Below are 22,865 nucleotides of genomic sequence, written 5' to 3' on the forward strand. Positions count from 1 at the left end.
GGCCTTAGCCTCGCCGATCATGCATCCTATCGGAAACAAGTATGGCCAAAAAGCAGCCGGTGGAGCCGAAAGGTTATCTCAGACCGCCTGTTTCAAAGCGCACGCTTCCATCCCCGAACTGGATTTCAACCGTGTCTTCTTGAAATTCTTGCCAGACGAGCGTGCCAAGCGTGCCGATCAGCACAAGAACGAGGGCGGCGGCGACCAGAACGACTGGGCTCGGCTTTTGGTTTTTCATCACCTGCTCCATGGCTACAGGCATCACAAACGCACGTCGCCGACGAAGAGTTCCCAAAAACTACTGGGAACGACATGTGCGTTCCGCGCGTTAAGAGCGCTATGAAAACACGTGCATTGATCACTTATGGCCGCAGCCTGATGGCTCTGACCATTGCAGAATCGGTCCGGCCTCTGGTCGACCATGTCATTGGTCTGGACACAATCGGGCTGACCGCCCTGTCCTTCTCGAAATATTGCGATGAAACGCGGACGGTGTGCGAGCCTTCAGATGAGGCTGCCTACACGCGCGACATTGCAGAGATCTGCAAGGAGTTTGCAGAGGACACGGTTCTGATCCTGCCAGGGTTTGAAGATATGGAAGCGCTGGCGCGTCATAAATCTCTGCTGCCGGACAACGCCAGGCTGGCCGCTCCGGACTGCTCATCCATCGAAAAAGTCACGCCCAAACACCATTTTGCGGTTCTGATCGACGACAACCACATCAACGCCCCGAAAACCCAGGTGTTTGAGACAGAGCAAGACGCGCAAGAGGGACCGGACACGGCGTTCCCGATCCTGATGAAACCCAGCCGCGGTGCAGGCGGTCGCGGGATTTCAAAGATCGCTTCACAGGATGAATACGAGGCCTATCTCAAAGAACATCAAAACGATTACCCGCTGCTCGCGCAATCACTGGCGGACGGCGACGATTATTGCGTCAGCGCCTTGGTGCATGAAGGCGAAGTGCTGGTGATGTCCGCCTACACCAATCTTGAGAACCAACCCGTCGAAGCCGGCGCCGGCGTTGTGCGTGAGACCGTCAGCACCGCGCCTTTCGAAGCGGATGTCCGCAAGATCGCCAAAGCCACCAATTGGACGGGTGTCTTTGAAGCCGACTTCATGTGGACCGGCGAGGACAGCGACGCCCCTTCAGCCATCGAGGTGAATGCGCGGTTCTGGGCTGGGTTGCGCCACTCCACATTAAGCGGCGTCGACTATGCGCGCTTGCTGGCGGAGCTGACCTTGCATGGCGCCTTGCAATCTGAGCCGGGCACGCCGGACATCGGCTTCCGATCCCAAGTCCCGCTCGCCTGGATTCCCTCCGCCATAGACGGGGCTTTCAGCGCAAGCGATTATGCGAACCAGCTGTCGGACAGCTGGAAGCAACTTAAAAACTCCAAGGGCTTCAGTCTGAAAAATTTCGGGCGACTGGTCGCGTCCCTGTCAGACGCCAAAGCCGCGAAAGAAGCGCTTGAAGATGTGACGCATCGCGTGATGGACCGGTCTCATCTGGATGTGGATCTGCTGGCCAAGGATGATCCGGCGGCGGCGCTCGGCGCTTTGTTCATCGTGTCTCACCTGGCCAAATACGGTGAGCTGCCGCCAGAAATCAGCTTTGACTCGGTCGGATCATGACACGTCCTGTCATCGGTTATGTGACCGCCCCCAAGGGCGATATATTGCTGTCTGTACTGGTGGACGCTGTGATCCGCCTGTCCGGCGGCAAACCGGTGCGCGTGAAAAGAGAGCCTGATACGGTCGCGCGGCGGTTTGACGGCCTGATCCTGATGGGCGGACTGGACATCCATCCGAGCCGATATGACGCATCCATCGAGGTCGAGAGCCTGTTTGATCCTGATCGGGACGCGCTTGAAACCAGCTGGCTTCAGCATGCAAAAGATCACGATCTGCCTGTCATGGGCGTTTGCCGCGGCCTGCAAATGCTCAACGTCTTTTACGGCGGGGATCTACACCAGACGCTGGACCCCGACATGACGCGCGACTGGCCGAACGGCCCGATCGGCTACGCCTTTTTCAGAAAGCCGATCACGCTGACCGGCGAAAGCCTGCTGGCCGATAGCGTCGCGCCTCATGAGAGCGTTTGGGTCAACAGTCTCCACCGCCGGGCCGTGCGCAAGGTCGCACCCGGGTTTCATGCCATCGCCTGCGGCGAGCGAGGCGGCGTACAGGCCATACAGTCAGACACCGCACCCTTGCGGCTTGGCGTGCAGTTCCACCCCGAATTGCTTGTATACAGGCGTGATATGAGGCGCCTTTTCAGGACGTTCATCAAGCAATGCCAATAAAAAAGGCCCCGCCAAATGGCGGGGCCTTTTCCATGATAGGGCAGAGCCTAGTTCCGATTTTCTTCAGCAGTGTCTTCGATAGCGTCGCCAGCTTCTTCAATATCGCGACCTGCACCTGCAATAGTATTGCAACCGGTCAACAGAATCGTGGCGACAGCAAAAGCACAAAGAACAACGTATTTCATAGAAACCTCCTGGGTTGTGGCTTTAATAAAACGCGCCAGAACACAGGGCGTTCCCTTAAAGTCAGTCGTTTTGTTCGCCCACCTGCAGAACAAAATCCATGCCGCCGTCTGCATTGATTTCAGACCAGGTCCGACCGTCCAGCTGCATGGCGAACGCCTCCATCAATGAAGAGCCCGTGCCCTGTGACGCCCCCTCCTCCATGCCTTCACCGTCATCAGAGATCCGCAAGATCAGAGCTTCAGGCTCACTGGCGGTCAGGGAGATTAGAATTCGCCCCTGGCTGCGCCGGGTGAAGGCGTGCTTGTACGCGTTGGTGACAGCTTCAGCGACGAACAGCGCGATCGGCACCGCCGTGTCCGGTTCAAAGGACACTTCATCGCACTCTGCCTGCACGCTGACAGCGCGCGATCCGTCATCACTGGCGTGTTGGAGATTCAGCGCGAGCTCATTGAGAAATTCAGGCATGTAGACCGCCCTGAGATCATCCGCCTCGTACAGGCTGCGGTGCACGAGCGACAAAGCGTTGATCCGTCGGCGCGCCTCCATCAACGCCATCCGGGCCTCCCCGTCCGTCATGCGCCCGGCCTGAAGGTTGAGCAGGCTCACGATGATCTGCAGATTGTTTTTGACCCGGTGGTGAATTTCGCGAAGCAGCGCGCCACGCTGCTCAACCGAGGCTTCAAGCTCGCTTTGCTGCTTTTCCAGGGACGCCGCCATCTCGCCCATTGTGTTTGCAAGCTCGCGAATTTCGCCCGGCGCCTTGCGCGCGCGCACAGGCACGACGTCCAGACGACCGCCGCCATACACCGCTGCGATCCGGCGTAAATAGCCTAGCCAGCGCAGGACGTAGTGATCGACCGCCAACCACACGCTCACAAGCGCCAGAGCGTACATCAGCATAGGCACGAGAAAGGTCGCGGCGACTGACACCAGCCCCCATTGCGTCGTCGCTGTGGGTGAGATCAGCAGCAAGGCTAATTGTCCCTCGACAAGCGGGGCAAGAACGGCGGGTCTGTCTGCGCCTTCAAACCGAATGTTCGTTGGTTGTGGTTGGTCGATTTGCAGGACGCTTTGGAGCAAATCGCCTTGTATTTCGATGCTCGCCGGCATGAGCGTACGGGAGCGATCCACTTCCCGCGCCTCCGTCGGCGTGACAAGCAGGACCTGACTGCCATCCGCCATAGCGTTATCGATGAGAATTCTTGAGGCGCGTAGCACATCGATGGCGGCCGCCGCCGAGCCTCTGAAATCAGGCCCGTCTCCAAGCCGGTTGGCGACCACGAGAATGGGTGTTCTGGAGACCGGTCCCATCAAAACCCCGGACACGGCTTGCTGATCGCCGTTACTAAGCGCTGCGTGCCAATCCTCGGACCCCATATTCAGATCCTGAGCTTCCTCAAGACCTGAACATATGATTTCTCCATCGGCGTCGGTCAGAGCGATATTGGTCAAGACGGAATCGCCGCTGGCGATTTGCGCCATGGCGCGGCTGCACCCACCCGGCGCGCTCATGAAGGCGAACCCCCGTGTGGAGACAGCATCGACGACGCCCTGAGCGCGCGCGATGGATTCATTGAGCTCAGACGCAGCCAAAGCGCCCAGAATGATCATGCGATCCTTCTGAACGCGTTGCTCCTCACGCGCTTCACTCCAGGTTTGCGCCACAGCGATCAACAAAAGCGGAAACAGCGCCACGGCGAGTACCAGGGCGAGTACGAAACGTAATCGCCCGGTCATTGCTCCCCCGGGTTTAAACGGCATGGTCAGCGCACCTGTTCAGCCAGATCGCTGACATGACCGAGCAGCGTATCCACCGCATCAGAGGCGGCGACGCCATCTGCGTTCGCTTTGGCGGCCGGCCCGGCTTTCATAATGCCTTCCAAAGCCAGACGCGCTCGAGAGACCCGACTTTTCACGGTTCCTGTCGCGCAACCGCAAATCTCGGCCGCTTCATCATAGGAATAGCCGCCCGCGCCAACCAGAATGAGCGCTTCACGCTGGTCCTCCGGCAACTCGGCGAGGCCGCGTCGCAGTTCGTCCAGAGCCACGACCTGCTCTTGGTTGTCGACAGCCGGCAAAGTCCGCTCCGCCAGCTCCTGATCCCAGTCCGCCTGGCGCCAGGACCGGCGTTTATCTGAGTAAAACTGGTTGCGAACGATGGTCAGGACCCAGGCGCGAAAATTCGTGCCTGCTTTGAATTTGTCGCGTGCGGACCAGGCTTTCATCATGGCGTCTTGCGCAAGGTCGTCCGCACTCGCCGCATCCCCTGTGAGGCTTCGCGAAAAGGCGCGCATATGAGGAATAGCTTCAGTCAATTCTTTTCGGAACTCCGCCTGAGGCATGAGTTCGGAGGCGCTGAGGCCAGGGCCGCCTGAACCGGACTTACTCATTAGAGTCATCCTTATCGGCGGCGCGCTCAGACTCGCCTTGCTCTAAACGGTCAAGAAGATCTGCAAAGGCGTCGGGAACACCCTCATCAACCACGGAATCAAACATTTTGCGCAATCCAGCGCCCAGGTTTTCCTGCTGCTTGCGAGTCCGCTGCAGCATCGCAGGGTCCAGCTTGTCGGCAGCCCTGTTTTTACCCTCAGACATTGCCATTATTAATCGCCATTCTGATATTCATACTCTCACACCGAATACGTCGGTCATAATAAAGAAACGAGGAAAGCGGCATCGGGTTCCCAAAAAAACTGAATTTTTTTTGGAACCGTTCGGATCGTCGTTCGTTGGTGGTTTGGTATTTATTGTGGGGAGAGCCCGAATATGAGTTTTGTTTCAGCGATACGCTCACACATTCCCTACCTGCGCCGCTATGCGCGCATCCTGACGGGGTCACAGCAAAGCGGCGACGCCCATGTGCGCGCCTGCCTGGAAGCGGCTGTTGAGGGTAATGAAGAACTGGGTCGGGATTTGCCGCCTCACGTCGCGCTATTTCAGCTGTTTCACGCCTGCTGGAACAGCCAGCTCGACGTCACCGACCCTGCTGACAGCCAAAACCCGCTGTCGCATGTCACACCGAAAGCCCGGCAGGTGATGCTGCTGACCTCGGTTGAAGGGTTCTCGATCGAGGATGTGGCGTCCATCCTGCGCATAGACGATGATGAAGCACAGGCCTTACTGGTTTCTGCGCAGCAAGAGCTGAACGCCGGTCTCGCCACACGAGTGATGATCATTGAGGACGAACCTGTGATCGCCCTCGATTTGCGCGCCATCGTGGAAAACGCCGGCCATACGGTTACTGGCGTGGCCCGAACACGTGACCAAGCTGTGGAACTGGCCCAAAAATCCCCGCCCGGACTGGTTCTGGCTGACATCCAACTGGCCGACGACAGCTCTGGCATCGACGCGGTCAAAGATATTCTGGGCGAGATGAATTTGCCGGTGATCTTCATCACCGCCTACCCCGAACGCTTGCTGACTGGCGAGAAACCGGAGCCGACCTATCTGGTGACCAAGCCCTTCATGCCCGAAACCGTCACCGCCACAATGAGCCAGGCGCTGTTCTTTTTCGACAAAGAAGCTGTTGCGGCCGAATAGAAAGCAAGCACAAGCAAGACACGAACGACAAAACGTCGGGGTGAAAGCCCCGGCGTTTTTTATGCGCCTGACAATGTGTCCAAATAACGAAGCTTCGACACAATAGTTCCGTGAAATCGCCCAACTATATTATGGAACCAGTGTAACCTCACAACGTTTCTTAATTGCGTTCGAATTGATCGCTATCAAAAGGAGACAATTATGTTGAACAAGCTGATGCTGACCACCTCGATCGCTCTGGTTTCCACCACTGCTCTCGCAACGGCGCAAGCTCAGGATGCGATGGCTCACACGGAAACCGAGTCCCATGCCGAAACCGCTATTATGGCTGACACCATCAAGGCGTCCGATGTTGTCGGCGCGGATCTTCAATACGCAGACGGCGCCTCCGCCATTACCGATATCCGGATGAGCGATGCAGGCGATCCTGAAGCGTTGATCATTTCCCGCGGCGGCTTTCTGGGTCTGTTTGACGAGGAAGTCGCAGTCTCCACGGTCGCTGCAAACCTGTCTTATAATTCGGAGGGCGCGCTTATCGCGACCGCATCCATCACCGACGATCAGCTGGATGACGCCGAGGTGATCGAAGACAGCCCGTTTACTGTGTCCGTTGAAGACCAACGCGAAGACGGCGATCTGTTTTACAGCGAGCTGACAGGCTCTGCCATCGTGAACGCTGAAGGCGAAACCATCGCCCATATCGAAGATGTGGCGTTCACTGCGCAAGGCGACACCGAATACGCCATCATCCGTGACGGCGGGTTCATCGGCTTTGGCGGCGAAGTCGGCCGCGTTGACTTTGACGCGCTTGAGCTTGGCTACACTGCTGAAGCGGGCTGGACTGTCTCAGCCGATCTGACTTCGGATGATGTCGAGATGCTCGAAGAGACCCCGGTGAACGCCGGCGCCTATCTTGACGGCCGCTAAATCTCAAAGGTCGACCAACCTTTGATCTGGGGGCGCGCTTCGGCGCGCCCCCTTTTTTGTGCGCCCCCGGCAGACCCTGATCGCGTCCAGAAGCCTCCGTTGAGGCTAAAAGGACTGAGGCTGCTTCGGCGGTTCGCAGGCTCACCCGCCTCCCCCATGCCTCGCCCTTGCTCGCCCCACGCCACGGCTTGACGATGGCGCGCGATGGACAGAGCAGAGGAGTAGGCACTCAGATCAGCGCGGTCACAGACCCGTCGCCCGAGAGCCCAGGGGCGTTTAACGTACTGAACTGGTAGCAGCGCAAAACAAAACCGCCCTCGATACGAGGGCGGTTTCATTTTGCGCTGCCGGTGATGGTCAGGGGGAGGATCGACCGTGCAGCGCTGTCTCAACACCCAATCGGGGTTCGGGACATCTTACTAACGCCTGTCAATCTGGAAGGTTCCAGGCGCCCTTGGATCATTCGACCTCTTCATGCACCTGACCATAGGCCAGCCCTGCAAAGAGCGCTGCACCGCCCAACGTATTGCCGATCAGAACGGGAATGATGAAGCTGATGGCGTCGCCGACGCCCCAACTGCCCGCGACGATCAAGACGGTCGCCTCAACGGTGCCGGCCACAATGTGCGGAAATCCGCCGGCTCCGACCAGATAGGTCACAATAAACACCGCCCCGAGCTTTTCGTATGGCAGGCCGGGCAAAGACCAGGCCATCAGTCCAATCAGGAAGCCGGCCGGCAACGCAGCAATGAAATTGCCGACAATGTCGCGGTGCATGATGTGAGAGGATGCCGTGACCATCGCGTCAAATAATTCAGGATCGGTTACATGACTGAGCACTGAGCCGATCAGAACCGCCCCCACCAGATTGCCGAACAGGACGATCGCCCAGAGCCGCATCAACAGGCGCACGGATCTCCAGCGCCGGTGTTTGGTCACAGGCAGAACCGCCGTTAGCGTGTTTTCCGTGAACAGCTGCATACGCGCCATTGCGATAAGCAAAAAGCCCGCCGGGTATCCCACAGCGATCGCCAGATAGTTCCAGCCGACATCTCCGACAGCGCGCTCGATTGCGCCCATCAACAATACAGACGCGCCCATGGCGAGTCCGGCTGTCAAAGCGGAATACAATAAAGAGCTCGAGGGGCGCAAAAGCTCTTCTTTGCCCGTCTCGGCGATAATGGAATACAGCGTTTTAGACGCAATTTCGCTGCGCGCCGCAAATCGTTTGGCGCGCAGCTCCTGATCATTCTTTTTTGACAAGGGAAGACCCTTTAACTGGAGGCCGCAAACTTTGAGAGAGCTGACAGGGCAAGCTTTGGCTTTCGAGCCAGAAGCGCGCCCAGTCCCATCAAGGCTGCCGTTGTTTGCAGCGGCTTACGTTTCATTGCGGTCTCAACCAGCGCCAGAGGCGACGCGGAACTCGAAGGCGTTTGAGCCGGGGGCTTGCTCGCCTTGGCTTTCCACAACAGTGTCGCCGCGGCGATTGACCCCACGGACGCATAGATAGCGCCCACCAGCGCGCTAGCCACCCATGGAGAGTACTGGTTTGACGCCCAGCTCCATCCCGCATGGGTGGCGAATACTGCGCCGAGCACGGGTCCGATCAGCGCGATGGCTATCAGAAGCACGTTCACAACGCGTCTCCTAGCGACGCATCAGCAAGGCGCCGAGAAAGCCTGCGCCAATCGCGGCGCCGCAAGCGCCCAGCGGATTCTCACGAATGAGCTCGCGCAATTGGTTGGGCGCTTCTTCAGCGGCGTCCAAGCCGTCTTCAATGGCGGAACGTCCGGCTTTGACACCTGATTCCCCGCTTTGCTGGACGATCTTTGAGAGATCGCCGACAAGCTGATCCATATCCGCACGCAGCGAATCCAGATCGGCTTTAAGCTCTTCAGTCGTAACGTCGGAATTAGCAGTGGCGCGTGCCATGTCGCTCTCCTTTATTTTCTGAAGGGGGTGATGGTCGCAAGGCCGAACTTAGCGAGGCGGCTCGTCGGTCGCGTCTTCAACAGCGTCTTCGGCGTCATCGGCCGCGTCATCGAGATTTTCGCCGGCTTCTTCGAACATGCCCTGGTCTTCACCAGTCACGTCCTCGACCGCCTCGTCGACATTTTCGCCGGCGTTCTCAGCCGGGCCGTCTGAACAGGCCGCAGCCGCCATGAAGAACGGGGCGATGAACAGCGGGGCATACTTTTTCATGATAAAATATCCTTGTTTGTGAAGCGTGTAAGAGAGATCTGGCGGCGTCCGCGCCGCCAGACCTCACTAGGGTGTCAGGTTCAGGCTCGGGGTGAGCGGCCGCGCAGGGCGCCAAACAGCAGCGACACCACGAACAGCACCAGAAAGACAAAAAACAGGACTTGCGCGATAGAGGCCGCGCCGGCTGCAATGCCGCCAAAACCGAACAGAGCCGCGATCAGGGCGACGACGAAAAATCCAAGGGCCAGTCTCAGCATTGGGTAGCTCCTTCAATATCAAACAGTCCCCCAATCAACGCCCCCACTCAAAACCGGTTCCCAAAAAACTTCAAAAAAACCACTACGACTTCAGCCCATATAATAAAGCATAGTTATCTTCTGAATGTCGGCGCCGGCGTTTTTCAAAGGATGTGTTTTAGCGACCCATGAGGGACGCTGCAGATTTACTGTCAATTTTCGGAACCCATCCGTCACGACCCGCGTTGATAGGGTCCGCAACTGATGGAGAATTGATATGAGCAGCACCGCTCTCGCATCCAAGTCCGCCGCCTTCGCCCCGCAATCCGGCATTGAGGCTGAGGATCGCACGCAGATCGCTGGCGCGCTGGGCAAGGTGCTCGCCGACAGCTACATGCTGTTCATCAAGACCCAAGGCGTGCACTGGAATGTGGTTGGCCCGACCTTCTACAGCCTGCACAAACTGACCGAAGAGCATTATGAGAACCTCTATCGCGCCATTGATGAACTGGCCGAGCGGATCCGCGCTCTGGGTGAGAAAGCCCCCGCCTCTTACCGCAAATACGGCGAGTTGTCGGAAATCCGCGATTACGACCTGGAACAGTCTGCTGACGCGCATGTCCGCATGCTGGTGGATGATCACCGTACGGCGGTCAAATCCATGCGCGCCGCCATCGAATGGTGTGAAGACAAGAAAGACTTCGTCACCGCCGACATGCTGATCGAACGCATGAGCTGGCACGAAGAAGCGATCTGGATGCTCAACGCCATCATCGCCGAGCAATAAGCTCATCTGATTTGAAAAAGCGGGCCCGCGGGCCCGCTTTTTCATGTGTGGGGACCTGTCATGACCCAAGCTCCGGATTCATCCGCGTCAAACGCCCTCAACGCTGTGGAAGACAACGTCCAGGGCGTCGTCGAGCAAGGACGCACAGCCGTCACTGAATTACTGGCCTGGATCGCCGAAGACACTCAATCGGTGACCCTGGCGCTTGCAATCACCATTGCGGTGACCATCACCGCGCTCTTGATCAAATGGGGCGTATCGTTCGCACGCCAGCGCATGGATGAAAGCAGTCTGTCGCGCGTCATGTTAGGAACGGCCGAGCGGCTGTCCGCCATGACCTTCCTGATCATCGGCGCTGCGATCGGGCTGAGCGCCACATCCTCGCCTCAAAGCGTTCTCGACGCCGTCTGGTATGTCCTGGGCCTGGTGTTGATCATACAGGTCGCGGCGATTCTGCGCGGTCTGGCTGTCGATCTGGTGCAACGCCGCGCGCTTCAACGTGCGGACAGCCGAAGTGCGGTCTGGAACGGCATCGCGATCATCAAATGGGCGATCAGCACCTTTATCTGGTCCGCGGCCTTCCTGGTTCTGCTTGATAACGCCGGCGTGGACATCACCGCCCTGATCGCGGGTCTCGGCATTGGCGGCATCGCCATCGGCCTGGCGGCCCAGGGGTTGTTCAGCGACCTGTTCGCCGGCATTTCTATTCTGTTCGACAAACCCTTTAAACGCAATGACTTGATCGAGTTTGGCGAGTGTCTGGGCACAGTCAGCAAGATCGGACTGAAAACCACACGCCTGCGTTCCTTGTCGGGCGAAGAGATCGTCATTCGCAACACCAATCTGCTCGACATGACGATCCGCAATTTCCAGCGGCTCGAAGAGCGGCGCTGGCTGTTTCAGATCGGCGTCACCTATCAGACCGCCGCAGATCAGCTTGAGCAAATCCCGGACTGGATCAAAACCATTATCGACGAAACCGACCAAGCTCGCTTTGAGCGCGCCCATTTCGCCCGCTTCGCCGACAGCGCAATTGAATTTGAGATCGTCTGTCACGCCCAGAGCCTGGACTACGCCGTTTACATGGATGTGCGTCACGCTGTGAATCTCGCCCTTGTCCGCAAGTTCGCCGATGAAGGCGTCGAGTTCGCCTATCCCACGCGCACTTTGATGCTTGCACGCGATGACGGCTCGGTCGTCGACCCGGTTGCAAAACCCAAGCCCCAAGAAAGAGGTGACCAATGACCAAGGACCATGGTCCATCCGTCAAGGATGACGAAACCTATGAAGCCCTGCGCGAGGACGGCGCGTCCAAATCCAAAGCCGCCCGCATCGCCAATGCGCAAGCCTCCGATGATGAGGACAGTTCTGCGAAAGGGGCCGCGCACAAAGCCTATGAAGAATGGACGAAGGACGCATTGTACGACCGCGCTCAGGAGATCGGCATTGAGGGGCGCTCGAACATGACAAAGAGCGAGCTGATCAAGGCGCTGCGCGACGGCCAATGAACGCCTTGAACACTTCAGCTCCCCTCTGAACGGAACTGTTTCGCCGCCCTGACGTTAGTTTTTCATACGGAACCGGGAGGACGTCATGTTCGCAACCACTGCTGTCATGCTGGCTTTGCAAGCTGCGCAGGCTTCGAGCGTGCAAGCTCCTGATCCTGTCTTGAGCACTTTCGCCGAGCAATTGCAGGCTGAGTTTCGTGACACCGGCGATAGCGCTTGGTCCATCCCGCTGGGCGGCGCGGACAACGCAGCGCTGATCCCCACCCTCTCCGCCCAGAATGAAAGCCGCGAAGACAGCGATGAATTGTCCGCCTTCGGCGTCGGACTGGAGCTGGAAACGAGCCCTCTCGCCTTTGGCTCAATCTCCCGGCTGAGCCTGATCGTCTCCTATGACCAGGAGACCGTCATCATGCGTCCGGGCGGCGGCGGCGTCAGCGCCCTGACCCGTGTGGCTGGCGAAGTCGGAGTGGCGGACGGATTCGCGGGCCTGGGCATGTCGCTCAATGATCACGGCGCGATCACGGCTGGCTATATCCGTCAGAACCGGGAAATCCGCTTCGGCGAAAACAGCTGGAACGCACAATCTGATTTCGTCGGGCTGAGCTATCGTCAGGCGTGGTGATCTAGACCAGCCAGATCACCAAGACAGCCCCCAGTGCGCCCAGGCACAATCCCGCAGACACCAGATCTCCCAGCCAGTTCGTGCGCCCTTCAAGACAATGGGCGCTGAGCGACCGTGCGACGGCGCGGTCACGCAACCGGCCCATCACGATCAATCCCACCGCCAGCAGCATGAACAGGCTTGAGATCAGCTTGGCGACCCAAGTGGGCTCAAAGCTGTCAAAAACCACCTGCATCCCCAGCCCGACGCCGATAGCGGCCAACGCCGTGCGCAGCCAGCTGGCGAAAGTACGCTCACTTGCCATCAGCGTACGGTCTTCGGCCCAGTTCGTCCGGTCTTCAGCAAGCTCAGTTTTAGCAACGGTCATCGCGATTCTCTGACAAAACCGGGAACCGGTCAGCCCATGGCACGTTTCTATAGCAAGCCTGAACATACACGAAGGAGGCCCTGCTGATGAAGACCGCTATGACCCTGACTGCGATCCTGGCCCTGGCCGGACTGTCGGCGACCGCCTTCACCCAAAATCTTGACGCGCCACAGAATACGCTGGTCCACGAAACGGCCGACGGTGAGGCGTATTATCTGGCCTCCACCCTGTTGCGGTCGCGCCTGACATTCACTGACGGAGATCTTCCCATCAAGGATTTGCTGGTGGACGAAGCGGGCAATCTGCACGCCATCGTTGTTGATCACCCCAATTGGCTGGACGGGGACGCTGCGATCGCAGCCGATCTCGTCTACCTGGCTGGCGCTCCTGGTGATGAAACTCTGCGCGCCGACATCACGCGCGAGGAATTTCAGATGCTCGCTCAAGGCGGCGGGTACGAACCTATCGGCTTGAGCTGGGCGTCTGAATATCGCGAAGCGGAGTCAGCGCGCGCGCTTTTGGGTCAATCCATCAATGTCAGCGCCACTGCGCCCGATATCGCGATTGATGATTTTGAGATCAGCCAGGGCGGCGCCGTCATGGCGGTGCATTTTGAGGACACCGGCTGGCGCGCCTTTGATGCGTTGGACGGCCGCATCCCGGTGAACGCCCTGCACTTTGACTATGACGCCCCCCAGGGCTGGACCGTCGCCACGACCGTCAATGACGCACAGATCAACGCGCTGGCGGGCCGGGACACCTCATTGTTTCTGAGCGCGTCAAACGCGTCCTGATCCGCTTATTACATTCAAAGGAGACCTTTAATGAGCACTCAATCTACTGCAACCGGCGGCGATATTCTGCGCCTTATCCTGGCCATTCTTCTGCCGCCGCTGGGCGTGTTCTTCCAGGTCGGTCTCGGCCTTCATTTCTGGCTGAACATCGTCCTGACCCTGTTCGGCTATATCCCCGGCATCATCCACGCCGTCTGGATCATCGCCACGCGCCGCTAGACTGGCGCACATCGTTAACCTGACCATCGGGCGTTGGAGCTCTCCCCCTCCAGCGCCCGAAGTCTATCTGAGCGAGGGCTAATTCTGTCATACTGCGGAAACCCGAACCCAACGGGTTCGCAAGGCCGAAGGCCGCCCGCAGCTTTAGCGAGGCCCGAAAGCCCGGAGGGGCTTGGGCATCAGGGAAAACCGAACCCGGCGGGTTCGAAAGGGCGAACGCCCGCCCGCAGCGTAGCGAGGATCTCTGGAAAGGAAGTGGTGCGCAAAAGCGGACCAATCTCGAACCGGTACGGTTCGCAAGGCCAAGAGCCGCCCGCAGCTTTAGCGAGGATCGACCGAGCGGAGCGAGGGAGAACAAGGAAAATGGTGCGGGTGAGAAGACTCGAACTTCCACGTCATAAGACACTGGTACCTAAAACCAGCGCGTCTACCAATTCCGCCACACCCGCACAGACAAGGCAGGCCGCAGAATTAGCGTCAGGGTCATGCCGCGGTCAATCTGCGTTTGCCGTCGCAACACAGATCAACAGGCCGCATCAGACCTGCGTCTGCATCTGGACGTCAGACGCCAGCGCTTCATCATGACCGAAGCTTTCACCATGAGAGATCGCTCCATGACGACTGACCGCCCCGCCGACGCTCCCCCATCAGAAGACCGCAGCGGCTTTGACTGGGAAGCGCGTTTTCAGGCCGATGACGCACCCTGGGAGCGTCAGGGCGTCCACCCGGCCTTGATCGACTGGATTGATTCAGGTGTTCTGAAGCCGGGCCAGACTGTCCTGACCCCCGGATGCGGGCGCAGCGAAGAGCCCGTCTTTCTGGCGCAACAGGGGCTGAGCGTCATCGCCACAGACATAGCGCCCAGCGCCATCGCCTGGCAGAAGGCGCGCTTTGAAAGCGCTGGCGTCAGCGCGCAAGCGATAGAAACGGACGCCCTTGCCTGGCGCCCTGATACGCCGGTTGATGTGCTGTACGAGCAGACCTTTTTGTGCGCCATCCATCCCAGAAAGCGCGATGCGTATGAAGCCATGGCCCATGCCTGTCTGAAACCGGGCGGACTACTGCTGGCGCTGTTCATGCAGAAATCCGAGCAGGGCGGCCCGCCCTATGGCTGCGGCCTTGACGCCATGCGCGCCCTGTTCGCCGAAGACCGCTGGCGTTGGCCCGAGGCCGAAGCGCGTCCCTACCCGCATGGCGGGCTGAACGGCAAGGCGGAGCTGGGCATGGTGCTAACGCGGATCTAGCGCTTGCCGCCCTCTTTGGCTGTCAGGGGCGCATATCTGAGCACCAGGAATCCGATCAGCAAGCCCGCGATCAGATTGGCGCTGAACAAGCCCCAAATGACGCCGTTGGCGCCGCCCAGAAAACCGCCCAGCCAGCTCAAGGGTATGATCAGGACCAGGCCGCGGAATGCATTACACGCCACGCCGAGAAACGGTCGTCCCAGGCCGTTGAAGCCCGCCGCCGCCGCCATGGCTACGCCATAGCCGCCCATGGCGAAAGGCGCGATCGCCCAATAGGCGACGGCCATGGCCTGGCCGTCTTCGGATGGCAGGAAGACCGGCGCCAGGAAACGCCCCGCCAACAATAGCAAGATGGCCATCGACGCACCCCAGCCCCAGCAGAAGATGAAGGATTTCACGAAGGCTTCGCGCACCCGGGCGTCAAGCCCGGCGCCGCCGTTCTGACCGGTGATAGGACCGATGGAGCCTGACAGGGCGAAGAGCGGGATCAGCGCCAGCGCCTCCACCCGCATGCCCACGCCCAGCCCCGCCACCGCCGGTTCGCCATAAGGAGCAATGGCCGCGAAGACGAGCGTGTTGGCCAGCGGCCCGATCATGTTGGAGCCCGAAGCCGGCGCGCCGATCCGGGCGATCTCGCGCCAGTTCCAGAACAGGGTGTCAAAACCGGGCCAGCTGAAATCAATCAGCTTTTCACGAAACACCAGGACGGCCATCGCAATCGCGAACACCGCCATATTGGCGATCAGCGTCGCCAGCGCCGCGCCGGTGACTTCCATCGCCGGGATGGGTCCCAGGCCGAAGATCAAAATCGGATCCAGCACCATATTGATCACAGCGGCGATGATCATGATGACGCTCGGCACGATGGCGTCGCCCATGGCGCGCAGCAGATTGCTGGCCACCATGGGACCGACCATGAAGACCGCGCCGGCAAACCAGATCGTCATGTATTCACGCACGAAGGGCATCATGGCTTCGGTCGCGCCCATGGCTCGAAAGACAGGACCGATCAGCGGTATGCCGAGCACGCTGACCAGCAGAACCACAATGAAAGACAAGGTAATGGCGTCTGTCGCTACGCGGCGCGTAGAGTCGCTGTCACCCCGGCCAGCCGCGCGCGCCACCACCGACACCGCCCCGGCCCCAAGACCGATGGAGATGCTCATCACCAGCATGGAGACGGGGAAGACGAACTGGACGGCGGCCTGCTGGTCCGTGCCCAGGCGTCCTACCCAGTAAGCGTCGATCACCCCCACCAGCATCATGGCGAGAATGCCGAAGCTCATCGGAGCGACCAGGCGCAGGATATGGCCGAAGACCGGCCCCTGCGTCAGATCATTGGAGGCGCGGGTGGAAGCCATGAAAGCGCTTTCAGAAACTCACAAGAATCAAATCAGCGTCATAGGTAGGACGCCCTATAGCGCTACACCATGTCTTTCATGGAAAAGGTCTGTTCACATCTGCTGTGGCGGCGCTGAGCCGCACCCGCGCCCTGTTATTGGGTACGGGTGATGGACGTGTAGCGAATATGAGCCGAACTCTGTTCGACCGACAGCTCGGGCAAGCCGCAGACCTCTGACCGTGTCTCGCCGATCTCCATCAGATCAAACCCGGCGCAGTCGGCTTCGCCTTGCGCGCGGCCGGTCTCATGGATTGTCGACGTCGAAAGCCCGGTGCTCACGGGATAGATATAGGCGAACGGAAAGTCATAGCTGAAGGCGTAGGTGAAGCTGTTTTCACCGACTTCGGTCAGCGCAAATTGCGATGCGCAATACTCATACTCTACCTCTCCATCAGAGCTGCTCATCTCGACGCAATTGCCTACAAAGCGGAACTCAATCGTGAAGTCCTGATGATAGGCCGCCGCGCTGGACGAGATCACCACCTCCCAGGCCCGGTCTTGTAGTGGATCATCGTCAGACAGCGCAGCCGCGTGTCCGAAGCTGAGCCATCCAAAACCCAATGCCGCAAGTGTTCTGATCAAAGTACGCAAGAGCCCCCCCCTTGAAAGTTTCGGGGCACCCTAGCGCGCAGAGATTAAAGCTCTGCGCTATGTCGCTTTTTGCGATGGCGTATGATTGAGATCATAGGCGGCCAGCCCCGCCAGGTTGACGATGTCGGAGACATTGGAGCCGACGCGCGCCACTTGAACCGATTGCTCCAGCCCGATCAAAAGCCCTTCGATCACCGTCGCGCCACCCGCAGATTTCAGCAAGCGCGCCGCGATGGAGGCGGAATGCACCGCCGGCATCACCAGAACGTTCGCCGCGTCTGAGAGGCGCGAGAACGGATAGCGGTCGCGATGATTGGGATCGAGGGCGATATCGACAGCCATCTCGCCTTCATATTCGAAATCCAGATCGAGCTTATCAAGTTTGCTGACCGCGCTCTGGACCTTGGTTGTCCGTTCGCCCGGCGGGTTGCCGAAGGTGGAATAGCTCATGAACGCCACACGCGGATCGAGCCCCAACCGGCGGGCGGCGTGGGCGGCGCCGACGGCGATCTCAGCCAAGCCGTCAGAATCTGGGAATTCGGTGACGTTCGTATCGGCGATGACCAGCATCTTGCCGCGCGCCAACGCCACGGTCAGGCCGATCACACGCCCGCCCGGCGCCGGGTCCAGCACCAGTCGAATATCGCTCATCGTGTTGGTGAAATGGCGGGTGACGCCCGTCACCATGCCGTCGGCGTCGCCAAATTTGAGCATGCAGGCGGAGAAGACGTTGCGATCGTTATTGACCAGGCGCTGCACATCGCGGCGCAGATACCCCTGACGCTGAAGCCGCTTGTAGAGCCAGTCCGCATAGTCGGCGTTGCGATCAGACAGACGCGCATTCTGGATTTCCAGCACATCGTCAGGCAATCCCAATTCGCGCATATTGGCGCGGGCGATCTCCTCGCGCGCCACCAGCACCGCCTTGCCCAGCCCTTGGGACTGGAAGGCGAAAGCGGCGCGGATCACGCTCGGCTCTTCGCCTTCAGCGAAGACGATGCGCTTGTCAGAGCCAGAGATCGCCTGGGTGACGCGTTGCTGCAGGGCGGCGGTCGGATCAAGACGACGCGCCAGCGACTGGCGGTATTTTTCTTCATCCTCGATCAAAATGCGCGCCACGCCGGTCTCGATCGCGGCTCGCGCCACATAGGGCGGCACGAAACTGATCAGGCGCGGATCAAACGGCGACGGGATGATGTAATCACGGCCAAAGCGTAACCCGCTGTCAGACTTGTTGGCGGTCGAGACCTCGTCTGGCACGTCCTGACGGGCGAGATCGGCGAGTGCACGAGCGGCGGCTAGCTTCATCTCTTCATTGATGGTCCGCGCGCGCACATCCAGCGCCCCACGGAAAATGTAAGGAAAGCCCAGCACATTATTGACCTGATTGGGAAAATCAGACCGCCCCGTCGCCACGATCGCGTCCGAGCGCGCCGCACGGACCTCGTCGGGCATGATTTCCGGCGTCGGGTTCGCCATGGCGAAGAGAATGGGGTCCGCCGCCATGGACTTCACCATGTCCTGGCTGACAATGCCGCCCGCCGAGAGGCCGAGGAACACATCCGCGTCCACCATCGCCTCTTTAAGCGTGCGCAAATCCGTTTCGCGGGCATGTTGCGCCAGCCGGTCATGAAGATCATTGCGGCCGGTATGAACCACGCCGTTCACGTCCACCACGGTGACATTATCGTGCTGCACGCCGAGCGACTTCACCAGCTCCAGCACCGACAGGCCCGCCGCGCCAGCGCCGCACAGCACCAGCTTGATGTCTTCAAACTTGCGGTTTGTCAGATGGCAGGCGTTGATCAGACCCGCAGCCGCGATAATCGCGGTGCCGTGCTGATCATCATGGAAGACGGGGATATCGAGTTTTTCGCGCAGGCGCGCCTCGATCTCGAAGCATTCCGGGCTCTTGATGTCCTCAAGATTGATACCGCCAAAGCTGTCGCCGAACCCGGCGACGCAATCCACGAACTTGTCAGGGTCGGTGTAGTTGATCTCCAGATCAAAGCCGTCAATGTCTGCAAAGCGTTTGAACAGGACCGCCTTGCCCTCCATCACAGGCTTTGAAGCGGCCGCGCCCAGATTGCCCAGCCCCAGGATCGCCGTGCCGTTGGAGACCACCGCCACGGTGTTGCCCTTGGACGTATAATCATAAATCGCGTCCGGGTTCTCCGCGATGGCCCGCACGGGCGCGGCGACGCCTGGCGAATAGGCCAGCGCCAGATCGCGCTGGGTCGCCATCGGTTTGGTCGGAATCATCGCCACCTTGCCCGGCGGGCTCGCGCGGTGAAATTCCAGCGCGTCTGCGTCGGTCGAGGAAAGCTTTTCTGTGTCGGACATGGCGATGATGGATCTATCTGCTCTGGGAAAGTCGTGAATGAGCTATACGCGTCTGCGCGCTCGCTTGCTACACCATGTGTGGGTTCAATCGCTGCAGAGCCGCCTTGCGAAATTGCGCCTGTGAAACAGCGTCAAGCGCTTGGGGCAATTGTACAAGCACCGTGTCCGCCGTGCCGCCCGGCCCCAGGCGCCGTCCCGCATCGCCATGCACATAGACCGCCGCGCAGGCCGCCTCATGCGCCGGTGCGCCCTGGGCCAGAAACGCGCCGATCAGACCCGCCAAGACATCGCCCGTGCCCGCCGTCGCCAGACGCGCGCTGGCATGCACATTGACCCAAGCCTCGCCATCCGGCGCAGCAATCACCGTGTCCGCGCCCTTGAACACCACCACCGCGCCGCAGCGCCGGGCGGCCTCTCGTGTGCGTTCGATCTTGTCGCCGGCATGCGCCGTCTCTGTGAGATCGGGAAAAAGCCGCGCGAATTCTCCGCCATGCGGGGTCAGGACGCAGTCCGCGTGCAGGCTTTCAAACAAGGCGTCCGGCGCGTCTTCGAAGACGCTCAGTGCGTCCGCATCCAGCACTAGCGGAATCTTGAGCCCACAAGCGGAGCGCACCTGCGCTTTCAAACGCGGGCCGATCCCTGCGCCCGGCCCCATGACGGCCGCGCTGGCGCGGTGATCTTCGAGCACGTCGCCGAACGGCGCGTCAGCCTCATACTGTCGCGCCACAAGGCTTTCAGAGGATGACGCGATCTCATTGAGCGCGCCCTGCCCGGACAAGACGGTGACGAACCCCGCTCCGCCGATCTGCCCTGCTCTGGCCGCCAGGCGCGCCGCACCGGTCGCCCCGCGCCCGCCCGCCAGCACACAGAGCCGTCCCCGGCTGTGCTTGTGGGCGTCTTGATCAATTCGGGCTCCCGGCACGCGCCACAGATCGGGATGGTTCAGCGCCGCACAGGGCGTCGCCTGTTTGCTCCAACCATCCGGAATCCCAATGCCGCACAAGACGACCTGCCCGCACAAGGCGCGCCCCGGCGATAATAGATGCGCGGGCTTGTAGCGATGGAAGGTGACGGTCAGGTCCGTACGGAACACCACTCCCTGTACAGCCGCCCTATCGCCTGACAAGCCGCTGGGCGTATCCACAGCCACACACACGCCGTCATACCCCTGGCTGTCTTGCGCCAGACGTGCGGCTTCGCCCTCAAGGGGCCGGTTCAACCCTGCGCCAAATAACGCATCAACGATCAAGGCGTGATCGCTCAGACGGCAGTCGCCAAGCGGGTGAACAGGTCCGCCCCAGCCCGCCGCAGCCCAGGCGGCGTCTCCGCTGAGGCCGGAGACTTGCGCCAGCGTGAAAACACGGACCGGCCAGCCCTCATCACGTAATCGCTGGGCGATGATCCAGCCATCACCACCGTTATTGCCAGGCCCGCACAGCACCGCCGCCTCACGCGGCGCCCAGTTTCGCAGGATGGTCCGGGCGGCGGCCTCCCCCGCATTCCTCATCAACACCTGACCCGAAACCCCTTGCGAAACCGCAAAGGAATCCGCCTCTCCCATGGCGGAAGCCGTCAGGATGGCATGGGGCTGATCAGACATGGTCACAGACATCCTTCAAATTCGCATCAGTATCGAGCATCCGCGCTGCAGAATCGAGCAATGCGGGTTTTGCGCATCCCTGCGACCTTGCTCCGACTTGCGACGTTCGGCGCGACGGTTAGCGTCCATCTGGTGAGCGGAGGCCCCGAATGAAAAAAATCGAAGCGATCATAAAGCCGTTCAAGCTGGACGACGTAAAGGAAGCCCTGCAAGAAATCGGGCTGCAAGGCCTGACCGTGACTGAAGCCAAGGGCTTCGGACGTCAAAAAGGGCATACCGAGCTGTATCGCGGCGCAGAATATGTCGTGGACTTCCTGCCCAAAATCAAAATCGAACTGGTCATTCCCGATGACCGCGTCGAGGCCGCCGTCGAGGCGATCCAGACCGCCGCCCAGACCGGGCGCATCGGCGACGGCAAGATCTTCATTCTCCCGGTGGAAGGCGCGATCCGCATCCGCACCGGCGAGACTGATGACGACGCCATCTGACCCCCGTAAGACAACGCCCGCCAGCACCCAAAGCCAGCCAGAAGGACCCTACCATGTCTGCTGAAAAGATTCTCAAGCAAATCAAGGACGAAGACGTCGAGTTTGTCGATCTGCGGTTCACTGACCCGCGTGGCAAGCTGCAACATGTCACCTTCGACGTGGACATGGTGGATGAAGACTTCTTTGAAGAAGGCTCCATGTTCGACGGCTCTTCCATTGGTGGCTGGAAGGCCATCAACGAGTCCGACATGGTGCTGATGCCCGATACGAGCAGCGCATATATCGACCCGTTCTTCCAGCAGACCACTTTGTCCATCGTTTGCGACATTCTGGAGCCGGACTCAGGCGAAGCCTATAATCGCGATCCGCGCACCACGGCGAAAAAAGCCGAGAACTTCCTCGCCGCCTCAGGCATTGGCGATAAAGCATTCTTCGGACCGGAAGCTGAGTTCTTCGTCTTTGACGATGTGCGCTGGTCCACCGCTCAGAACAACACGTTCTATGCGCTGGATTCCGATGAAGGCCCTTACAATTCCGGCGCCAAGATGGAAGGCGGCAATCTCGCCCACCGTCCCGGTCCGAAGGGCGGCTATTTCCCGGTCCCGCCGATCGATTCGCTTCAGGACATGCGCTCTGAAATGCTGTCGGTGATGAAAGAGCTGGGCCTGCAGCCTGAAAAACATCACCACGAAGTGGCGCCGTCGCAGCATGAGCTGGGGATGAAGTTCTCCACCCTCACCGAGATGGCCGACCGCATGCAGACCTATAAGTACATCGTGCACAATGTCGCCGCCGTTTATGGAAAAACCGCGACCTTCATGCCCAAGCCCGTCCATGACGACAACGGCTCTGGCATGCACGTGCACCAGTCGATCTGGAAAGACGGCAATCCGCTGTTCGCAGGCGATAAATACGCCGGCCTGTCCGACACCTGCCTGTATTATATCGGCGGCATCATCAAGCATGCCCGCGCTATCAACGCGTTCGCGAACGCCTCGACGAACTCCTACAAGCGTCTCGTGCCGGGCTTTGAAGCGCCGGTTCTGCTCGCCTATTCAGCGCGCAACCGTTCGGCGTCCATCCGCATCCCGCACGTGCCATCCGCCAAGGGCAAGCGCCTGGAAACCCGCTTCCCCGATCCGGCCGGCAACCCGTACCTGACCTTCGCCTCATTGCTGATGGCGGGCCTGGACGGTATCGAGAACCAGATCCATCCCGGCGACGCGATGGACAAGGATCTCTATGATCTGCCGGCTGAAGAGCTCAAGGACATCCCGACCGTTTGCTCGTCGCTGCGCCAGGCGCTCGAATCCCTCGACGCGGATCGCGACTTCCTCAAGAAGGGCGGCGTGATGGATGATGACCAGATCGACGCCTATATCGATCTGAAGATGGAAGAAGTGACCCGTATCGAGCATCACCCGCACCCGGTTGAGTTCGACATGTATTACAAAGTCTAGGCTCAGGCCCCATTTCATGACGATCGGCCGCTCTGGAGATATC

Annotated in this window: 28 protein-coding genes and 1 tRNA gene; 13 read left to right on the top strand and 16 right to left on the bottom strand. The window is 59.8% G+C overall.

Features of this window, described 5'->3' with window-relative positions; all coding sequences use genetic code 11:
• Positions 1 to 73: 73 nt before the first annotated feature.
• Positions 74 to 238 (bottom strand): hypothetical protein, encoded by a 165-nt coding sequence (locus tag ACQ66J_RS00325; protein WP_375548956.1) that lies wholly within the window; start codon positions 236 to 238, stop codon positions 74 to 76.
• 101 nt (positions 239 to 339) lie between these two features.
• Between ACQ66J_RS00325 and ACQ66J_RS00330 the strand changes: the two genes are divergently transcribed.
• Both ACQ66J_RS00330 and ACQ66J_RS00335 read left to right on the top strand, forming a co-directional pair.
• On the top strand, positions 340 to 1,635 hold the full coding sequence (locus tag ACQ66J_RS00330; RefSeq protein WP_430429980.1) for an ATP-grasp domain-containing protein: 1,296 nt from the start codon (positions 340 to 342) through the stop codon (positions 1,633 to 1,635).
• On the top strand, positions 1,632 to 2,306 hold the full coding sequence (locus ACQ66J_RS00335) for a gamma-glutamyl-gamma-aminobutyrate hydrolase family protein (protein WP_430429982.1): 675 nt from the start codon (positions 1,632 to 1,634) through the stop codon (positions 2,304 to 2,306). Before ACQ66J_RS00330 ends, ACQ66J_RS00335 begins: the two co-directional genes overlap by 4 nt.
• Before the next feature lie 47 nt (positions 2,307 to 2,353).
• On the opposite strand, the gene ACQ66J_RS00340 is transcribed toward ACQ66J_RS00335, so the two are convergent.
• From ACQ66J_RS00340 to ACQ66J_RS00355, 4 genes are all read right to left on the bottom strand, one after another.
• Positions 2,354 to 2,491, bottom strand: coding sequence for an entericidin A/B family lipoprotein (locus ACQ66J_RS00340; protein WP_430429984.1), 138 nt, complete (start codon positions 2,489 to 2,491; stop codon positions 2,354 to 2,356).
• A gap of 61 nt (positions 2,492 to 2,552) precedes the next feature.
• Positions 2,553 to 4,229 (bottom strand): sensor histidine kinase, encoded by a 1,677-nt coding sequence (locus tag ACQ66J_RS00345; RefSeq protein WP_430429986.1) that lies wholly within the window; start codon positions 4,227 to 4,229, stop codon positions 2,553 to 2,555.
• Positions 4,230 to 4,255: 26 nt separating this feature from the next.
• A complete protein-coding gene (locus ACQ66J_RS00350) occupies positions 4,256 to 4,882 on the bottom strand; it encodes a sigma-70 family RNA polymerase sigma factor (RefSeq protein ID WP_430429988.1) in 627 nt (208 codons plus the stop codon).
• Positions 4,875 to 5,093: a NepR family anti-sigma factor gene (locus ACQ66J_RS00355; RefSeq protein ID WP_430429990.1), complete on the bottom strand. Its 219-nt coding sequence runs from the start codon at positions 5,091 to 5,093 to the stop codon at positions 4,875 to 4,877. The genes ACQ66J_RS00350 and ACQ66J_RS00355 overlap by 8 nt, the downstream gene beginning before the upstream one ends.
• A gap of 165 nt (positions 5,094 to 5,258) precedes the next feature.
• On the opposite strand from ACQ66J_RS00355, the gene ACQ66J_RS00360 reads away from it, so the two are divergent.
• Entirely contained in the window at positions 5,259 to 6,032 is a 774-nt protein-coding gene (locus ACQ66J_RS00360) for a response regulator (protein WP_375548950.1), read from the top strand.
• Positions 6,033 to 6,233: 201 nt separating this feature from the next.
• Positions 6,234 to 6,959, top strand: a complete 726-nt coding sequence (locus ACQ66J_RS00365) for a PRC-barrel domain-containing protein (RefSeq protein WP_430429992.1) — start codon at positions 6,234 to 6,236, stop codon at positions 6,957 to 6,959.
• A 459-nt stretch (positions 6,960 to 7,418) separates the two neighbouring features.
• Here the strand turns inward: ACQ66J_RS00365 and ACQ66J_RS00370 are convergent, their stop codons facing one another.
• From ACQ66J_RS00370 to ACQ66J_RS00390, 5 genes are all read right to left on the bottom strand, one after another.
• A complete protein-coding gene (locus tag ACQ66J_RS00370; protein WP_375548948.1) occupies positions 7,419 to 8,222 on the bottom strand; it encodes a formate/nitrite transporter family protein in 804 nt (267 codons plus the stop codon).
• A gap of 11 nt (positions 8,223 to 8,233) precedes the next feature.
• Positions 8,234 to 8,596: a hypothetical protein gene (locus tag ACQ66J_RS00375; RefSeq protein WP_375548947.1), complete on the bottom strand. Its 363-nt coding sequence runs from the start codon at positions 8,594 to 8,596 to the stop codon at positions 8,234 to 8,236.
• Between the two features lie 10 nt (positions 8,597 to 8,606).
• On the bottom strand, positions 8,607 to 8,891 hold the full coding sequence (locus ACQ66J_RS00380) for a hypothetical protein (protein WP_375548946.1): 285 nt from the start codon (positions 8,889 to 8,891) through the stop codon (positions 8,607 to 8,609).
• A gap of 48 nt (positions 8,892 to 8,939) precedes the next feature.
• Positions 8,940 to 9,161: a hypothetical protein gene (locus ACQ66J_RS00385; RefSeq protein ID WP_375548945.1), complete on the bottom strand. Its 222-nt coding sequence runs from the start codon at positions 9,159 to 9,161 to the stop codon at positions 8,940 to 8,942.
• 80 nt (positions 9,162 to 9,241) lie between these two features.
• Complete coding sequence (locus ACQ66J_RS00390; protein WP_022699625.1) at positions 9,242 to 9,418, bottom strand: DUF1328 family protein; 177 nt, start codon at positions 9,416 to 9,418, stop codon at positions 9,242 to 9,244.
• 256 nt (positions 9,419 to 9,674) lie between these two features.
• On the opposite strand from ACQ66J_RS00390, the gene ACQ66J_RS00395 reads away from it, so the two are divergent.
• The 4 genes from ACQ66J_RS00395 to ACQ66J_RS00410 all read left to right on the top strand — a co-directional run bounded on the left by ACQ66J_RS00395 (position 9,675) and on the right by ACQ66J_RS00410 (position 12,314).
• On the top strand, positions 9,675 to 10,184 hold the full coding sequence (locus ACQ66J_RS00395) for a Dps family protein (RefSeq protein WP_430429996.1): 510 nt from the start codon (positions 9,675 to 9,677) through the stop codon (positions 10,182 to 10,184).
• Positions 10,185 to 10,244: 60 nt separating this feature from the next.
• The gene (locus ACQ66J_RS00400; protein WP_430429998.1) at positions 10,245 to 11,429 is read left to right on the top strand and encodes a mechanosensitive ion channel family protein; all 1,185 of its coding nucleotides are present in this window, start codon (positions 10,245 to 10,247) and stop codon (positions 11,427 to 11,429) included.
• A complete protein-coding gene (locus ACQ66J_RS00405) occupies positions 11,426 to 11,692 on the top strand; it encodes a DUF7218 family protein (protein WP_430430000.1) in 267 nt (88 codons plus the stop codon). The genes ACQ66J_RS00400 and ACQ66J_RS00405 overlap by 4 nt, the downstream gene beginning before the upstream one ends.
• Before the next feature lie 85 nt (positions 11,693 to 11,777).
• Positions 11,778 to 12,314 carry a hypothetical protein gene (locus ACQ66J_RS00410; RefSeq protein WP_430430002.1) on the top strand — a complete coding sequence of 179 codons (537 nt, stop codon included), beginning with the start codon at positions 11,778 to 11,780 and terminating at the stop codon, positions 12,312 to 12,314.
• A 1-nt stretch (position 12,315) separates the two neighbouring features.
• Here ACQ66J_RS00410 and ACQ66J_RS00415 read toward each other — a convergent pair whose 3' ends face one another.
• Positions 12,316 to 12,681 carry a YidH family protein gene (locus tag ACQ66J_RS00415; protein WP_375548940.1) on the bottom strand — a complete coding sequence of 122 codons (366 nt, stop codon included), beginning with the start codon at positions 12,679 to 12,681 and terminating at the stop codon, positions 12,316 to 12,318.
• An 86-nt stretch (positions 12,682 to 12,767) separates the two neighbouring features.
• On the opposite strand from ACQ66J_RS00415, the gene ACQ66J_RS00420 reads away from it, so the two are divergent.
• Entirely contained in the window at positions 12,768 to 13,475 is a 708-nt protein-coding gene (locus ACQ66J_RS00420; protein ID WP_430430005.1) for a hypothetical protein, read from the top strand.
• A 30-nt stretch (positions 13,476 to 13,505) separates the two neighbouring features.
• A complete protein-coding gene (locus tag ACQ66J_RS00425) occupies positions 13,506 to 13,694 on the top strand; it encodes a YqaE/Pmp3 family membrane protein (RefSeq protein WP_286799757.1) in 189 nt (62 codons plus the stop codon).
• 364 nt (positions 13,695 to 14,058) lie between these two features.
• Here ACQ66J_RS00425 and ACQ66J_RS00430 read toward each other — a convergent pair.
• Positions 14,059 to 14,143 (bottom strand) — tRNA-Leu (locus tag ACQ66J_RS00430).
• 165 nt (positions 14,144 to 14,308) lie between these two features.
• On the opposite strand from ACQ66J_RS00430, the gene ACQ66J_RS00435 reads away from it, so the two are divergent.
• Positions 14,309 to 14,938: a methyltransferase domain-containing protein gene (locus ACQ66J_RS00435; RefSeq protein WP_430430007.1), complete on the top strand. Its 630-nt coding sequence runs from the start codon at positions 14,309 to 14,311 to the stop codon at positions 14,936 to 14,938.
• Here ACQ66J_RS00435 and ACQ66J_RS00440 read toward each other — a convergent pair.
• The 4 genes from ACQ66J_RS00440 to ACQ66J_RS00455 all read right to left on the bottom strand — a co-directional run bounded on the left by ACQ66J_RS00440 (position 14,935) and on the right by ACQ66J_RS00455 (position 20,874).
• Entirely contained in the window at positions 14,935 to 16,299 is a 1,365-nt protein-coding gene (locus ACQ66J_RS00440; RefSeq protein ID WP_375548937.1) for an MATE family efflux transporter, read from the bottom strand. The two genes, ACQ66J_RS00435 and ACQ66J_RS00440, sit on opposite strands and share 4 nt — an antisense overlap.
• A 134-nt stretch (positions 16,300 to 16,433) precedes the next feature.
• A complete protein-coding gene (locus ACQ66J_RS00445) occupies positions 16,434 to 16,931 on the bottom strand; it encodes a hypothetical protein (RefSeq protein WP_430430009.1) in 498 nt (165 codons plus the stop codon).
• A gap of 57 nt (positions 16,932 to 16,988) precedes the next feature.
• Positions 16,989 to 19,274, bottom strand: a complete 2,286-nt coding sequence (locus ACQ66J_RS00450; RefSeq protein ID WP_430430011.1) for an NADP-dependent malic enzyme — start codon at positions 19,272 to 19,274, stop codon at positions 16,989 to 16,991.
• 67 nt (positions 19,275 to 19,341) lie between these two features.
• Positions 19,342 to 20,874, bottom strand: coding sequence for an NAD(P)H-hydrate dehydratase (locus tag ACQ66J_RS00455; RefSeq protein WP_430430013.1), 1,533 nt, complete (start codon positions 20,872 to 20,874; stop codon positions 19,342 to 19,344).
• A gap of 149 nt (positions 20,875 to 21,023) precedes the next feature.
• On the opposite strand from ACQ66J_RS00455, the gene ACQ66J_RS00460 reads away from it, so the two are divergent.
• Both ACQ66J_RS00460 and glnA read left to right on the top strand, forming a co-directional pair.
• Complete coding sequence (locus ACQ66J_RS00460; RefSeq protein ID WP_022699639.1) at positions 21,024 to 21,362, top strand: P-II family nitrogen regulator; 339 nt, start codon at positions 21,024 to 21,026, stop codon at positions 21,360 to 21,362.
• Positions 21,363 to 21,415: 53 nt separating this feature from the next.
• Positions 21,416 to 22,822, top strand: coding sequence for a type I glutamate--ammonia ligase (gene glnA, locus ACQ66J_RS00465; protein WP_375548933.1), 1,407 nt, complete (start codon positions 21,416 to 21,418; stop codon positions 22,820 to 22,822).
• Positions 22,823 to 22,865 lie beyond the last annotated feature (43 nt).

The organism is Oceanicaulis sp. (assembly GCF_965284345.1).
GTDB classification, from domain to species: domain Bacteria; phylum Pseudomonadota; class Alphaproteobacteria; order Caulobacterales; family Maricaulaceae; genus Oceanicaulis; species Oceanicaulis alexandrii_A.